The organism is Brevibacillus porteri (assembly GCF_003013475.1).
GTDB lineage: Bacteria > Bacillota > Bacilli > Brevibacillales > Brevibacillaceae > Brevibacillus > Brevibacillus porteri.
Window position 1 is genome coordinate 71,809 of sequence record NZ_PXZO01000045.1, and the last position, 15,227, is coordinate 87,035.

Sequence of the window (15,227 nt, forward strand, 5' to 3'; positions counted from 1 at the left end):
AGGGTGAGCTAATGAAAGTTGTCGTGGATATTTTAGATTTTGCCTTTACGGTATATCAATACATGATTATTGCTTACATTTTGATGTCATGGGTTCCTCAAATGAGAGGTACAGGCATCGGACAATTACTGGAAAGACTGGTTGAGCCTTATTTGGCACCATTTCGCCGGTTTATTCCACCGCTCGGGTTCATCGATATCTCCCCGATTGTCGCATTGATGGCACTGCACTTTGCCCAATCTGGCCTATACGCCATTTTGCGACAAATTCTGTAGGCGAGTGAAACGATGAGCATATTTGACCATTTTTCAAAAGAAGAACGTCCCTTTGTTGAACGGGCGCTGGAAATGCTGACGCAAGTAGAGCGGAAGCAGGCCATGCGCCTTACTGATTTTGTAGACCCTAGGCAGTTGATGATTTTTCAGAGTCTATCTTCACAAGTAAGTGATGTAAAGGTTTCTCCTTATGGAGGCTACGAGGGTGCCGAGCGTGTACGTATCCTCATCCATCCGGAGTACCTCCCAGTCGAGCCTGAGGATTATCGCCTTACCTTATTGGCAATCAAGGGTGATCAGCGCTTTCATGTGCTGGAGCATCGAGATGTGATGGGGGCGATGCTGGGCGTCGGGATGAAGCGGGAGAAATTCGGAGATATGCTAACAGATTCAGCTGGCAGCTACGCGATTGTAGCAGAGGAAGTCGCTGATTTTGTCTGTGGGCAGGTGACGCAAATTCATCGGACATCTGTTCAATTTGAGCGGGTAGCATGGGAGGCGTTTACACCACCAGCACCCAAGTTTGTAGAGAAAACGATCACCGTGCCATCACCGCGAATTGACGCGATCATCGGAGAAGTACACAATATGTCTCGCGCAAAAGCACTGGTGCCAATTCGAGCAGGAAAAGTAAAAATCAACTGGAAAGTAATCGAAGACCCATCTTATCAACTCGAGATGGGTGATATGGTATCTCTTGCAGGTTCTGGTCGGTTCAAAGTTCTTGAGGTAGCAGGTCCAACACGCAGCGGAAGACTTCGCATGATTGTCGGACTGGTTACATAAGATGGACCAAGGCGCAAAAAATTGTAAAATACGGCAGGAAACACAGCTAATCCTGTCGAAATGATTGAAGACGAATTATCGGGAAAAGTGGGGGGTTCATGTGCCATTAACGCCGTTGGATATACACAATAAGGAATTCAGCACAGGCTTTCGTGGGTATAACATTGACGAAGTGAACGAGTTTCTCGATCAGGTGATCAAAGATTTTGAGCTCTTGATAAAAGAGAAAAAAGAACAGGAAGAGCGCGTAGCCATTTTGAATGAGCGCGTAGATTACTATAAGAGCTTGGAAGAAAATTTGAGCAAGTCGATTCTGGTCGCGCAGGAGACAGCGGAAGACGTGAAGTCGAATGCCCGCAAGGAAGCGCAGCTCATCTTAAAGGAATCCGAGAAAAATGCAGACCGAATCGTCAATGAAGCATTGGCGAAGTCGCGCAAAATCGCAATCGAAATCGAAGAATTAAAAAAACGTGCTTCGGTTTACCGAATGCGCTTTCGGACGCTTTTGGAAGCACAGTTGGAAATGCTGGAGAATGGCGATTGGGATAACATTGAACAGCCACAAGTCGATTCGCCTGTAACAGTTGAATAAATCATTGACGTTCGAGCAATGATGGTATTATAATGAAAGACAACTTTTTCGAAATAAAGCACTTATAGTAGTTGAACAGGCTTATACAAATCATAGACGATGAACGGGAAGAGTACGTGAGCCAGCACTGCCTAGAGAGTCGGGAAAAGGTGAAAACCCGGCCAGTTGCTTTCGCAGAAAATCACCCGGGAGTTCAATATCCGAAAGCCCAGAAAACCTTGATGGTTAAACAGGTGAGTAAGTGAGCGCGTCATTCCCGTTACGAATGAGTGAAGTGGAACGAATCCGATGCAGGCTTTTTTGTCGTACGGGTTTGTTCAATCAGGGTGGTACCACGGGAGCTTTCTCTCGTCCCTTTTTGGGGATGAGTGAGAGCTTTTATTTATTTAAGGAGTGAATCAGGCCATGGATTACAGCAAAACCTTAGCGCTACCAAAAACAGATTTCCCCATGCGCGGAAATTTACCAAGCCGCGAGCCACAGATGCAAGCGGTATGGGAAGAGCAAAATATTTATCAACAAGTGCTAGATCGTACAAAAGACCGCCCGTCTTTTGTCTTGCATGATGGCCCTCCGTATGCGAATGGAGATATCCATATCGGTCACGCACTGAACAAAATCCTCAAGGACTTCATCGTTCGCTACAAATCCATGGCAGGATTTTATGCGCCGTACATCCCAGGTTGGGATACACATGGTTTGCCGATTGAGCAAGCGATCATCAATGCACAAGGGTTGGATCGTCGTAGCATCGAAGTGAACGATTTCCGTCAGCGCTGTGAAGAGTATGCGTGGTCCTATATCGACAAGCAACGCGACCAATTCAAGCGTCTGGGTGTTCGCGGAGATTGGGAAAACCCATATGTGACACTCCTGCCTGAGTATGAAGCCAACCAAATTCGCGTATTCGGTGAAATGGCGAAAAAGGGTTATATTTACAAAGGACTGCGCTGCGTGTACTGGTCTCCGTCTTCTGAGACGGCTCTGGCTGACGCAGAAATCGAATACAAAGATAAGCGCTCTCCTTCTATTTACGTCAGCTTCCAGGTAGCAGATGGAAAAGGCAAGCTGGACACAGAAACAGGCGTTGTTATCTGGACAACGACTCCGTGGACATTGCCAGCAAACCTTGCAATCAGCCTGCATCCTGAACTCGAGTACAACGTAGTGAAGGTAGATGGCCGCAAATTCCTGGTAGCCAACGGTCTGATTGAAGCCGCGAGCAAAGAAATTGGCTGGGAAGGCGTAGAGATTCTCGCAACCTTTAAAGGTCAAGAACTGGAAGGCGTAGAAACTCAGCATCCATTCTACGATCGCAAGTCTCCACTCATCCTGGGTGAGCATGTAACCTTGGATGCAGGTACTGGTTGCGTTCATACTGCTCCAGGACACGGGGAAGATGACTTTAACATTGGTCAAAAATACAATTTGGGCGTCCTTTGCCCAGTGGATCACGAAGGTAAAATGACCAATGAGGCTCCAGGCTTTGAAGGTCTGTTCTACGAAGATGCCAACAAAGTGATTACAGAAAAGCTGAAAGAAACCGGAGCACTCTTGAAGCTCAATTTCTTCACGCACTCCTACCCACATGACTGGCGTACGAAAAAACCGGTTATCTATCGGGCGACAGAGCAATGGTTCGCGTCTATCGACGGATTCCGTGAGCAAATGCTCGAAGCGATTAAAAATGTAAAATGGATTCCTCATTGGGGAGAAACTCGTCTGGCAAACATGATCGCGGATCGTGGCGACTGGTGCATTTCCCGTCAGCGTGTATGGGGTGTACCGATTCCCATCTTCTATTGCAAATCGTGTAACGAACCGATCATTAACGACACGACGATCACCCATGTTGCTGATCTGTTCCGCAAAGAAGGATCGAAAGTATGGTTCTCCCGTGAAGCAAATGAGCTGGTTCCAGAAGGGCTTTCTTGCACCAAGTGCGATTGCAAGGAATTCCGCAAAGAAACGGATATTATGGACGTTTGGTTCGACTCCGGTTCCAGCCACCAGGCTGTTTTGCGCGAAAGAGGCATTGCTTGGCCGGCTGACATGTATCTGGAAGGCTCTGACCAGTATCGTGGCTGGTTCAACTCTTCTCTCTCGACGGGTGTTGCCGTGTATGGCACAGCTCCTTACAAATCCGTTTTGAGCCACGGCTTTGCGTTGGATGGAGAAGGACGCAAAATGTCCAAATCCCTCGGTAACGTCATCGTGCCTCAACAAGTTATTGACAAGATGGGCGCAGATATCTTGCGTCTGTGGGTAGCTTCTGTTGACTATCAGGCAGATGTGCGCATTTCCGATGCGATTCTGAATCAGATCGCTGAGGTATATCGCAAAATCCGCAATACGTTCCGCTTCCTGTTGGGCAACCTGGATGGATTCAATCCTGCAACAGACCGCGTAGCATATGAAGAGCTGGGCGAGCTGGATCGTTATGTTCTGGCGAAAGCAGCAAAAGTCGCGAAGCGTACGCGCAAAGCGTATGATGAATATCAGTTCCATACCGTTTTCCATGCGGTGCACAACTTCTGCGTCATTGACTTGTCCGCGTTCTATCTGGATATTTGCAAGGATCGTTTGTATGTAGAAGCGCCAGATAGTTTGAAACGACGCGCTGCACAGACAGTGATGTACGATTGCTTGCTCAGTCTGGTGAAGCTGGTTGCTCCACTGTTGCCGCATACAGCTGATGAGGTGTGGGCGTTCATTCCAGGCGTGGAAGAGAAGAGTGTGCAGTTGACGGATATGCCAGAAGGCGACGAACAACATCTCAGCTTTGCAGCAGAAGCAGAGAGCAAGTGGGATGCGTTCCTGGCGATCCGAGACGAGGTACTCAAAGCCATGGAAGAAGCGCGCCGCAACAAGGTGTTCGGTAATTCCGTTGATGCGAAGCTAGCTCTGTACCCACAAACGGAAGAAGTTGCGAAAACATTGGCAGCAATGGACGATCTGGCTGACCTGTTCATCGTGGCTCACGTGGATGTACACAGCGGGTCTGCTCCAGCAGAAGCAGTACAACTCGAAGGCATTGCTGCTGTGGTCTCAGCCGCAGACGGTGGAAAATGCGAGCGTTGCCGCGTAGTGAAACCTGATGTTGGTACTCGCGAGTCGCACGCGTCACTTTGCGTACGTTGCGCGGATATCGTAGAACAACACTACGCACATGTAGCAGAATAAAAATCGGTCGATCAACCTGTCATTCCCTTTGGGGATGGCAGGTTTTTTGCTGTGAAAAACATCTCGATATTTTTCATAAAGGTGGATATGAGCGCATGCGGACCAACAAAACGGTCATGGCCGTTTTGTTGGTCATATTTCCTTCGCGACCAAGACATACTACCTGTTGAGGAAACCAAACAAAGGTGGTGTACAGCGTGGACCAAAAGAAGGTGGCCAGCTTCCGGGAAAAGCTGCTGGAACAGAAAAAGGAACTGGAAGACCGCGTACAGGACCATTATGGCATGAGAGAACCGATGACAACCTCTTTGCAGGAGTTTGCCATGTACGATAATCATCCGGCAGATATCGGCAGTGAGATGTTTGAACGGGAAAAAGATTTGGCCCTAGATAGTCTCGATCGTGAGACATTGAAAGAGATTGATCAGGCGCTACTGCGTATGGAGGAAGGCACCTACGGACTGTGTACGGTCTGTGGAGAGCAAATACCTGTGGAGCGACTGGAAGCACTGCCTCAGGCACAAACGTGCAAGGAGCATGCACCAGCGCCCTCAGTCAACGAGTCACGTCCGATTGAGGAACAGTTTTTGCAGCCGCCGTTCGGACGTACATCTTTGGATGAAAAAGAAGGACAGAACGGATTTGACGGTGAGGATGCTTGGCAAATTGTCGAGTCTTGGGGGACATCTAGCACGCCTTTCTCGTACCAGGAACCCGACAAAACGGATTATGATGAAATGTATATCGAGAGCAATGAGCCGGATGGCTTTGTAGAAGCCGTAGAGGAAATCGGTTATACCGATATTGAAGGCTATCACGGACCGGACAGTGTGCATTTTATGAGAAGCGGGACGTATGAGGAGTACATGAGAAAAGGAGAAGGGAAAGGAAACTTCCTCTCCTATGATGATTACGAGGGAGAGCAAGCAGAACGAGAGGGCATGGATGACTACTCATGAGCAGGTAGCGGTCTTGGACCTACAAATTGAGCGCGTGGAAACGTATCCACTACTTCATCGTCTATCGCAAGCTTACGGTGATGCGAATGGGTATAAGCGTTATCGAAGCAGTTATCTCATTCGGATTATCACACGGGCTGGTATAGATGGCTGGGGAGAAATTATCGATTGGCTGCCGACGCTTCATAAGGGCTTTTGTGAGCGCATCATTCCGTACTTGCTGGGTAAGCAGGTGGATAACAGAGTAGCCATTGTCGATGTCGTAGGAAAGTGGCATCAGCGTTCGGCTTCAGGTGTCAGTATGGCACTTACGGAAATTTTGGCGAAAGCGGCGGGGCTATCTGTGTGCCAACTATGGGGAGGCCAGATACATTCGGGCATCCCGGTATATGCCTCCCTCCAATCCTACCGTGAAACAGAAGACTGGATGCAACAGTCATGGAAGCAAGTCGCCCAGCAAGTCGACGTTGGCTTCAAGATGGTGAAAGTAAAGATTGGCGGGCGCTCTGTTCAAGAGGATCAAACGCACATCGAAAAACTGATGAATTTGCTTCCTGAACAAGTTCAAGTAGCGGTAGATGCCAATCAGAGCTACGACTGTGCGACTGCAAGGAAGTGGGAAGGGCTTTTTTCCCGTTATGGCAATTGGCTTTGGCTGGAGGAGCCGATGCCCATGGATCGTACAAACGAGTATGTTAAGCTTCGTTCGTCAATATCCATTCCACTTGCTGGTGGAGAAAACTTGATTCGTTGCGCACAGTTTTTGCCCTTGTATGAGGGTGGCGCCATCGATATTGCTCAGCCTGACCTGATGCATACAGGGGGCATTGACGATTATCGAACGCATCTACAAATGGCCCGTCAGTTTGGCTATCGCGTGTCTCCACATTCCTTTGACGGTTCGCTGGCACGAGTGTATACGTTATTTGCACAAGCTTGCTTGCTGGCATGGACCAAGATGGATAGCCATCCGATTGAGCCTGTCGAATGGGATGTCATGGAGAACCCGTTTACACAATTGTTTCCGCTACGACCCATAAATGGCGAAGTGACGCTACCAGCTGGCGTTGGAATTGGCGTCGAGCCTGATTGGGAGATTATTAACGCGTTGCGCTGGGACGGTAGCGCTTATGCGTAAGACAAGGAGTTTCGTATGGCACAAAATGCGAAAAACCTGATTGGGCTTGTCGGGGTTCCATTAGTGATGGTGCTGGGCAACTCGATGCTGATTCCTGTACTACCTACAATGAAGACGGAAATGAAGCTCACGGCCTTACAGACGAGCTTGTTAATCACTGCTTTTTCGATTGCAGCAGGTATGGTTATCCCTTTTGCCGGCTATTTGTCAGATCGATTTGGGAGAAAAATTGTCATTATCATCTCCCTTGCCCTGTACGGTCTGGGTGGTTTGGTCGCAGGGCTTGCTGCTCTGTGGCTGGATCAACCCTATATGGCTATCATGGGAGGGCGTGTCTTGCAGGGGATTGGGGCAGCCGGGACAGCCCCCATCGCGATGGCATTGGTAGGGGATCTGTTCGATGGCGCTTCGGAGAGTAGGGCATTGGGGCTTTTGGAGACATCAAACGGGATGGGAAAAGTATTAAGTCCGATTTTTGGCTCCTTGCTTGCTCTCATTTCTTGGTACATGGTCTTTTTAGCTTTTCCGATTATTTGCGGTGTCGTTCTCCTGATGTTTTTATTTCTGACCAAGGAAAAGAAACAGGATAAGAAGCCGCTCCCCGTCAAGCAGTACATGCATTCGATCGCGCAAGTGTTTAAACAGCATGGAAAATGGCTTGTCCCTGCATTTTTTGTTGGGAGTATCTGCTTGTTCACGTTGTTTGGTGTACTGTTTTACCTGTCTGATTTATTGGAAGAAAAATACAAGATCGATGGTGTCATCAAAGGCTTCTTTTTGGCGATTCCCTTGCTCGTGATGAGTATAGCGGCGTATGTAACAGGAATCATCATCAAAAAGAAGCTGAAGCTGATGCGTCTGTTTGTGATTATCGGCATGTTTTTGCTGGCTACGTCTTACATTCTGGCTAGCTTTGTCAAAGGGGCTTATGTCCTGATTGGTATTTTGGTCATCGGCAGCATGGGGACGGGGATGATTTTACCTTGCTTGAACTCCATGATCGTTGGGGCCGTGCAAAAAACAGAGCGGGGCATGATTACTTCTTTGTATAGCGGAGTCCGTTTTATCGGTGTTGCGATCGGCCCACCTATTTTTACTTGGTTGCTCGGGATTTCTCGGATGGTCATGTTTCTATCAATCGCAGGTTTATCGCTCGTTTTCGCTGTGCTTGCGATCTTTTTCTTGAAGCCCAAGCAGGTCGAGCAGCAAGGACAAGGGACAAAAGACAGCGAGACGAAAGTGTGGCGGCAAATATCAGAGGTATTGGGAATTGAACCTGAAACGGTACACGAGGTACAACGTGAGAGAGCTATCGAAAAGTATGGCTTTGATCCAAATGAGCTCGTCAAGCGTGTGTTGTCGGGAAAGAAGGAAAAGGAAAAACAATAAACAGGCTGTCTCTGTCGGTCATTCTCACCGGATACAATGCCGAGGAGCGACAGGGACGAGCCTGTTTATGATGGCTAGGACTCCGCGAAGGGATGACGTAGGGCTCGATCGAGTGTGAGCGGATACACATCATCTTGCAGAATGCGACTAAACTCCTGATTGCGTTTTACATCTCGCGGAATATCCGCAAACACAATGGTGGCAAGCACGTCTCGGCCGCTTGGTTGGTTTGTATAATGCGCTACCTTTGCGATATAAATGTCTTTTCGCATCGAGTCGTCGATGGTGTACTGTCCGATGCGCTCAATCCCTTCCAGAATGGCACCGGTTTCTTCATAGACTTCACGAACTGCTGCTGCCAGGCTGTTTTCACCTGCTTCTACTTTTCCCCCTGGTAGCTCCACACCCCGTGTACGATGGCGAGTAAATAACAGCTTTCCTTGATAAAAAGCGAAGATCAGCACGTGACCTGCTTGGTGGTTACGATACTCTTCGGGGGAAAAGGTTAGCTTGACAGGTAAGCCGAAATCGTCGTAAAAAGCGTACATGCAAAGCTCTCCTTCTACAGGCTCATTGATCTGTTGTTTTGAATTTGCAAGGAAATATGCTTGACCGCCTTCATCGCTTGACCAACTGCCAGTGATAAACTCGCATAAGCGGCTCCGTTGTTCACGTCTCCGACTGCGTATATCCATGGAGAGTTGACTCGTTGAGACGAATCTGTTTGCAAATAGTCATCGCCAAACATGTCCAAGCCATCGAAACCAGCTGTGTTTCCATGAACACCAATTCGCGGCAAAATCCAATCGACTACGATCGTCTCTGGATTGCCTGTGCGTGTAGAGGTGAGTGTCAGAACCGTCCGTGCCTCTTCGTGCTGATAATCACTTACTTGTGTTTCCCACAGGACTTGGATGTTGGGGAGGCCTGTGATTTTCTTTTGCCATTCGGGACGAGCACGCCACTCACTGCTCCGAACCAACAGATAAACTTGTCGGGCATGGAAGCTCAAATTTGCTGCACTCTCTAATGCACGATCTCCTCCGCCAATGACGGCGATATCTTGCCCGGCGATGGTGTGCGCTTGGGCAGTTGTAGAAAACCAAGGCGACAGGACGCTCGGACAATCAGCTAGAGCTGGTATTTCGTTCCAGCCAACTCCTGTGGCGATGAGTAGATAGTCGACACGATAAACGGATTTCGAAGTAATTACCTGTTTCGTTTCCCGATCAATGGAAAGAATGGCTTCGTTCAATCGTATGTTTGGCTGCTGGATGAAAGGATGTGCGATCAGTACCTTTACAAGGGCAGCTCCCTGGTCATATACAAGGGGCGGAAAGTCGGTAATCTCGTTGTAAATGTGATGCAATTGGCCGCCGAGTCTATCCGTTTTTTCGATAAGAAGACAAGAAAGACCTAATCGGTGGCACCATATTGCTGCGGACAACCCTGCGATGCCGCCACCTGCGATCAGCACCTGTATGTGTTCCACTCTCAAGTCCCTCCGATTCCCTTATTCATCTATCCGATTTTCCTCAGTTTTAGACTACCTGTTTCGATTCGCAAGTGCAAGAACTCTCAGGGAAAACCGATCGAGTTGAATCGGCAGAATTCTACATTTTGACAGCAAATTGTGGTAAAATGGGACGAAAGTTTTCCAGAATATATTGAAAAATGAAAAGCCCAAAGCACTATGGACCCCGTGATTTTAAAAAGGAGTGAACCGAACGTGCAAGCCAAGAATGACAAGCCTCAAGCTCCTGCAAAACAGCCGCGTAAACGGATCAAGCGTGGTCAGCGAAGCAAGCGGATGTATCTGCTCTTGGCGGGTTGCTTATTCCTCTGTTTGTTGGCCGTAGGAGCAGGCTTCGCCCTCAACCAGTTAGACAAGACACTAGACGTTGTAACGGTAGACCCGTACAAGCTACCGGATCAACCCGTGGTGGAAAAGCCGTACGAACAAAAGAAATCAATCGCCTTCGCCATCGTTGGGGTGGACACGCGCAAAAACATCGGTATGTTAAACACCGATGTTCTGGTCGTCGCAGTCGCCAATCCTGTTACGCAAAAGCTGAGCATGGTATCGTTGCCACGTGATACCCGCGTTCAAATCCCAGGATATCCAGGCTATCACAAGGTTAATGAAGTATTTGCATTAGGGGAAAATATCAGGAAAGATGCGGAAATCAAAGGGAAGCCTGTTACAGAAAATGGCATGACGATGCTCAAAAAGACATTGAATCACATGCTGGGGATCTCGGTTGAGCATTACGTGCAGCTTGACTTTGAGGGCTTCACAGCGGTCATTGACAAGCTGGGCGGGATTACGGTTGACGTAGATCGCGATCTCGTATACGAATTGCCGAAGCAAGGTGTATACCGAAGTTTGAAAAAAGGGAAACAAGTATTGAACGGAGAGCAGGCACTTGGCTTCGTCCGTCATCGCATCGACAGACGTGGAGACGCTTACAACTCGAGCGACTTCGATCGCAATCGCAGACAGCAGCAGGTGATTCGTGCTGTAGCAGAAAAGAGCATGTCCATGGATGGATTATCGAGTTTGACAGCTGTACTGGATACCGTTGGTCAGCATATCAAAACCGATCTGTCGAAAGACCAAATAAAAGGTTTGGCACTCGATTTTGCCAGCTTTTCGTCAAGCAACATGGTTACTTTGGATAATGGGGCGATCTGGAGCTCTCCGTATTCCTTATGGCCGAGAGAGAACATGCAAGCTGTTCGAACTGCCCTGCAAACAGAAGTGGGAGCAGCTGGACCTGGCGAACAGCTCAGTGATGCAGCTGTAGCGGAAGTAGCCAAGATAGAAATGAAAGCGGAGAAGAGAACACCAGCTGCGAACCCCAAGCCCACGACAGGTACAAAAGAGCAGCCCAAAACACAAAAACCAGCCACACCACCACCAAATACGGCTCCAGAACCAACACAGGAGCCTGTAACACCAGATGGAAATGGCGGCGAACGCAATCCTGAGCCGACGGATAGTAATATGCCACCACCCGATATTTTGGCCCCGCCTGCACCGGCGACAGATAGTGCTGACATCGGGCAAACTGGTTGATCTTGAGCACACCCCCCAGGCAAAAGCACATATTCTATCGTACATAGACAGTCTTGCCTGTGCTGGGAAGGGAGTGCGGAAGTTATGAAAAACCTGCAAGAGACCATGAAGCAGTTGCAAAAAGCATCCGAAAGTTTGTCCAAGCTCGGCTTTGACCCAGATCATCCATGGAAAGCATTGAGCCAGATGGGACAGATGCTGGACACGAACTTTTGGGAGAATATCGCGACGCTCAATAAGCAAGCAGCACAAAAGACGGCCACCGCCGCCGCGCCAAATGTACCACCCGTGAAAAAGGGAAAAAAAAAGACAAAGGAAAAATCGATGCGTTTCGGGCAGGTAGACGATTCGCATTTTTCCCCCGTCTCGGATATCTTCCAATCAGAGCAAATGGTCATTGTTTCCTGTGAACTCCCGGGCTTCGATCGCGATAGTCTGGAGATTACCCTCTCCGACCAACGGTTGCTGGAGGTCAGGGGGATCATCAAAGAAAGTGAGCATCAGGGGCTTCGTACACAAGGGGAAAGAAGCTACGGCCCCTTTTATCGCAAGCTGGCTCTACCGGTTTTCGTTAGCTCAAAAGGGATGAGGGCCCAGTATCAGGATGGGGTGTTAGAAATCTATTTGATGCGTGATGGAGCTGCGAACGAACGAAAAACAACATTTAAAGCGAGCTTGTAAAAAGTGGATGTGCAGGACAGTTTCATTCGTGGGAAATCAAAAAAAGAACCTGGATATTTCTTCCGGGTTCTTTTTTATTGCACAAAAACAGACGCGATGATATAATCAGTTCACGACTGTTCTTGTTTATATAGACATAATTATTGCATCTTACAATTTAATCGTACCATGCTGGTGAACTCTTGTCAAATGCTTTTTCTCAATTTAATGGTTAGGAGAGATATTGAATGAGTTCTTTGGTTCTCGGTTTTCAGGAAATGGAAAAAACACAGCTTTTGCTCGTTGGCGGAAAAGGGTTACATTTAGGGGAATTATCAAAAATTCAAGGAATACAAGTACCAGAAGGATTTTGTGTGACAACAGTAGGGTATCAAAAGGCCATCGAACAAAACGAAACGTATCATGCTTTGTTGGCTCGACTAACCATGTTAAAAGTACAAGATCGAGATCAAATTGGTGAAATCAGCAGGAAGATTCGCCAAATCATTATGGAAGTAGAAATTCCTTCCGATGTTGTGAAAGCCGTTACTCACTATCTCTCCCAATTCGGAGAGGAACATGCTTATGCAGTGCGTTCTAGTGCGACTGCTGAAGATTTACCACATGCCTCTTTTGCAGGTCAACAGGACACCTATTTAAATATCATCGGCAAAGAAGCAATCTTGCAGCATATCAGCAAATGTTGGGCTTCCCTATTTACGGATCGCGCGGTAATTTACCGTATGCAAAATGGATTTGACCACAATCACGTTTATTTATCCGTTATCGTTCAAAGAATGGTTTTCCCACAGGCTTCCGGGATTTTATTTACCGCTGATCCAATTACATCCAACCGGAAGTTGCTATCCATCGATGCCAGCTATGGACTTGGAGAAGCACTGGTCTCTGGTTTGGTATCTGCTGATTGTTATAAAGTGCAGGAAGGGGAAATCGTCGATAAGAGGATAGCGACCAAAAAATTGGCTATCTATGGACGAAAAGAAGGCGGAACGAAGACACAGCAGATTGATCCTGATCAGCAAAAGACCCAAACACTTACGGAACAACAAATTTTACAACTGGCGCGCATTGGAAGACAGATCGAAGCTTATTTTGGTTGCCCACAAGATATCGAATGGTGTTTGGTTGATCATACTTTTTCTATCGTCCAGAGTCGTCCAATCACGACTTTATATCCCATTCCTGAAGCGAATGATCAAGAAAATCATGTCTATGTATCTGTTGGTCATCAACAAATGATGACCGACCCCATGAAACCATTGGGACTGTCTTTTTTCCTGTTAACGACTCCTGCACCTATGCGCAAAGCGGGTGGAAGGTTGTTTGTTGATGTGACAAATATGCTAGCTTCACCTGACAGCAGACAAATCATAGTAGATACCCTGGGACAATCTGATCCGCTTATAAAAGATGCGCTTATGACCGTAATCGAGCGAGGAGATTTTATACAATCGTTACCAGTAAGTAAAAAAGAGCAGAGTCCAGGTAAAAGCAATAAAGGTATGTCGTCTTTGGGTTTTCAAGAACAATTCGAAAACGATTCGACAATTGTTTCTGATTTGATGCAGCGTAGTCAAACATCGATCGAAGAGTTAAAGCATAGCATCCAAATGAAATCAGGACCGGATTTATTTGATTTTATTCGAGAAGACATCCAACAATTAAAGAAGATGTTATTTGATCCACAAACCATCGGTGTGATTACGGCTGCTATGAATGCTTCAAAATGGATCAATGAAAAAATGAACGAGTGGTTGGGGGAAAAAAACGTAGCAGACACGCTTTCTCAGTCTGTGCCAAATAATATTACTTCGGAAATGGGACTGGCGCTAATGGATGTTGCAGATGTGGTTCGTCCTTATCCAGAAGTCATTGAATTTTTACAGCATGTAAAAGAAGATAACTTTTTGGATGAACTGGTTCAGTTTGAAGGTGGACAGGAAACGCAAGACGCCATCTATGCTTATCTCACGAAATACGGAATGAGATGTGCCGGAGAAATCGATATTACGAAAACGCGTTGGAGTGAAAGACCAATGACGCTTGTCCCCATGATTCTAGGTAACATCAAAAACTTTGAGCCGAATGCTGGCAAGCGGAAATTCGAACAAGGGCGACAGGAAGCTTTGGAAAAAGAGCAAGAGCTATTAGCGCGATTGAAGCAATTACCGGATGGTGAACAAAAAGCAAAAGAAACCAAACAAATGATCGAACTCATCAGGAATTTCAGTGGGTTTAGGGAATATCCAAAATACGGTATGGTTAATCGCTACTTCGTTTATAAGCAGGCTTTAGTAAAAGAAGCCGAGCAACTTATACAAGCTCGCGTTATTCATGAAAAAGAAGATATCTACTATCTCACTTTTGAAGAGCTTCAAGAGGCCGTATGCACACACGAATTGGATGATGAGATCATCAGCAAACGAAAAGAAGATTACAAGTTTTTTGAAAAACTAACTCCTCCACGTGTCATCACGTCTGATGGTGAAATCATTGCAGGTGAGTACAAACGAGAAAATCTGCCCGTCAATGCGATCGTAGGTCTTCCTGTTTCTTCCGGGATTATAGAGGGGCGAGCGCGTGTCATCTTAAACATGGAAGATGCTGATCTAGAAGATGGAGATATATTAGTCACCTCCTATACTGACCCTGGCTGGACACCGTTGTTTGTATCCATAAAAGGTCTTGTCACTGAAGTGGGTGGACTGATGACTCATGGAGCAGTTATTGCGCGTGAATATGGCTTACCAGCAGTTGTCGGCGTGGAAAATGCTACCACGCTGATAAAAGACGGGCAACGTATTCGCGTGCATGGAACAGAAGGGTATATTGAAATATTGTAGCATGGGGGCCTCGTGCCTCCTTTTTTGTTTCGTTTTTCAGCCAAAATAAAAACAGTGTCAATGAAAAGACATTAACACTGCGGGGATTAGATGTTCCCAAACATCGGTTGATCGACGACATTGGGGTCCAGTGTATTCGTTGCGTTGACACCATTGAGCGTATTGACGACGTTACCTGTGTTGCCGCCCCCTGAACCGGAGAATGTCTTGGCGGCTGTTTTGGGTGATATGTTGAGCGTATCTCCGAAGTTAACGGTACCCGAATTACTATTGATATTGACAGCTCCAATGACAGAAGGCAC

General features: G+C 47.2%; 13 protein-coding genes and 1 other annotated feature. Of the genes, 10 read left to right on the forward strand and 3 right to left on the reverse strand.

Annotated features, from left to right (window positions below; all coding sequences use genetic code 11):
- Window positions 1-11: 11 nt before the first annotated feature.
- The 7 genes from C7R92_RS22485 (at window position 12) to C7R92_RS22515 (ending at window position 8,322) form a co-directional block, all read left to right on the forward strand.
- Window positions 12-275, forward strand: coding sequence for a YggT family protein (locus tag C7R92_RS22485; RefSeq protein ID WP_017249547.1), 264 nt, complete (start codon window positions 12-14; stop codon window positions 273-275).
- A 12-nt stretch (window positions 276-287) separates the two neighbouring features.
- Complete coding sequence (locus C7R92_RS22490; RefSeq protein ID WP_106835700.1) at window positions 288-1,061, forward strand: YlmH family RNA-binding protein; 774 nt, start codon at window positions 288-290, stop codon at window positions 1,059-1,061.
- Between the two features lie 100 nt (window positions 1,062-1,161).
- A complete protein-coding gene (locus C7R92_RS22495) occupies window positions 1,162-1,653 on the forward strand; it encodes a DivIVA domain-containing protein (protein WP_017249545.1) in 492 nt (163 codons plus the stop codon).
- Window positions 1,654-1,743: 90 nt separating this feature from the next.
- Window positions 1,744-2,012: a binding site (T-box leader), on the forward strand.
- Window positions 2,013-2,058: 46 nt separating this feature from the next.
- Window positions 2,059-4,836, forward strand: a complete 2,778-nt coding sequence (gene ileS / locus C7R92_RS22500; RefSeq protein WP_069849606.1) for an isoleucine--tRNA ligase — start codon at window positions 2,059-2,061, stop codon at window positions 4,834-4,836.
- Window positions 4,837-5,021: 185 nt separating this feature from the next.
- Complete coding sequence (locus C7R92_RS22505) at window positions 5,022-5,795, forward strand: TraR/DksA C4-type zinc finger protein (protein ID WP_106835701.1); 774 nt, start codon at window positions 5,022-5,024, stop codon at window positions 5,793-5,795.
- The gene (locus C7R92_RS22510) at window positions 5,782-6,933 is read left to right on the forward strand and encodes a mandelate racemase/muconate lactonizing enzyme family protein (protein ID WP_106835702.1); all 1,152 of its coding nucleotides are present in this window, start codon (window positions 5,782-5,784) and stop codon (window positions 6,931-6,933) included. The genes C7R92_RS22505 and C7R92_RS22510 overlap by 14 nt, the downstream gene beginning before the upstream one ends.
- 15 nt (window positions 6,934-6,948) lie before the next feature.
- Complete coding sequence (locus tag C7R92_RS22515) at window positions 6,949-8,322, forward strand: MFS transporter (protein WP_106835703.1); 1,374 nt, start codon at window positions 6,949-6,951, stop codon at window positions 8,320-8,322.
- A 74-nt stretch (window positions 8,323-8,396) separates the two neighbouring features.
- Here C7R92_RS22515 and C7R92_RS22520 read toward each other — a convergent pair whose 3' ends face one another.
- Both C7R92_RS22520 and C7R92_RS22525 read right to left on the reverse strand, forming a co-directional pair.
- On the reverse strand, window positions 8,397-8,870 hold the full coding sequence (locus C7R92_RS22520) for an NUDIX domain-containing protein (RefSeq protein WP_106835704.1): 474 nt from the start codon (window positions 8,868-8,870) through the stop codon (window positions 8,397-8,399).
- A gap of 14 nt (window positions 8,871-8,884) precedes the next feature.
- Window positions 8,885-9,814 carry an NAD(P)/FAD-dependent oxidoreductase gene (locus tag C7R92_RS22525; protein ID WP_106835705.1) on the reverse strand — a complete coding sequence of 310 codons (930 nt, stop codon included), beginning with the start codon at window positions 9,812-9,814 and terminating at the stop codon, window positions 8,885-8,887.
- Window positions 9,815-10,051: 237 nt separating this feature from the next.
- Between C7R92_RS22525 and C7R92_RS22530 the strand changes: the two genes are divergently transcribed.
- The 3 genes from C7R92_RS22530 to ppsA all read left to right on the forward strand — a co-directional run bounded on the left by C7R92_RS22530 (window position 10,052) and on the right by ppsA (window position 14,925).
- Window positions 10,052-11,401, forward strand: a complete 1,350-nt coding sequence (locus C7R92_RS22530) for an LCP family protein (protein WP_106835706.1) — start codon at window positions 10,052-10,054, stop codon at window positions 11,399-11,401.
- Between the two features lie 84 nt (window positions 11,402-11,485).
- Window positions 11,486-12,082 carry an Hsp20/alpha crystallin family protein gene (locus C7R92_RS22535; protein ID WP_069849592.1) on the forward strand — a complete coding sequence of 199 codons (597 nt, stop codon included), beginning with the start codon at window positions 11,486-11,488 and terminating at the stop codon, window positions 12,080-12,082.
- Window positions 12,083-12,309: 227 nt separating this feature from the next.
- On the forward strand, window positions 12,310-14,925 hold the full coding sequence (gene ppsA, locus C7R92_RS22540; RefSeq protein WP_106835707.1) for a phosphoenolpyruvate synthase: 2,616 nt from the start codon (window positions 12,310-12,312) through the stop codon (window positions 14,923-14,925).
- Between the two features lie 86 nt (window positions 14,926-15,011).
- On the opposite strand, the gene C7R92_RS22545 is transcribed toward ppsA, so the two are convergent.
- Window positions 15,012-15,227 (reverse strand): spore germination protein, encoded by a 216-nt coding sequence (locus C7R92_RS22545; protein ID WP_017249535.1) that lies wholly within the window; start codon window positions 15,225-15,227, stop codon window positions 15,012-15,014.

Bases quoted from the DNA above. Each gene is read 5' to 3' on its own strand.
- C7R92_RS22485 (WP_017249547.1), top strand. From the start codon at position 12: ATGAAAGTTGTCGTGGATATTTTAGATTTTGCCTTTACGGTATATCAA.
- C7R92_RS22490 (WP_106835700.1), top strand. From the start codon at position 288: ATGAGCATATTTGACCATTTTTCAAAAGAAGAACGTCCCTTTGTTGAA.
- ileS (WP_069849606.1), top strand. From the start codon at position 2,059: ATGGATTACAGCAAAACCTTAGCGCTACCAAAAACAGATTTCCCCATG.
- C7R92_RS22510 (WP_106835702.1), top strand. From the start codon at position 5,782: ATGACTACTCATGAGCAGGTAGCGGTCTTGGACCTACAAATTGAGCGC.
- C7R92_RS22515 (WP_106835703.1), top strand. From the start codon at position 6,949: ATGGCACAAAATGCGAAAAACCTGATTGGGCTTGTCGGGGTTCCATTA.
- C7R92_RS22520 (WP_106835704.1), bottom strand. From the start codon at position 8,870: ATGTACGCTTTTTACGACGATTTCGGCTTACCTGTCAAGCTAACCTTT.
- C7R92_RS22535 (WP_069849592.1), top strand. From the start codon at position 11,486: ATGAAAAACCTGCAAGAGACCATGAAGCAGTTGCAAAAAGCATCCGAA.
- ppsA (WP_106835707.1), top strand. From the start codon at position 12,310: ATGAGTTCTTTGGTTCTCGGTTTTCAGGAAATGGAAAAAACACAGCTT.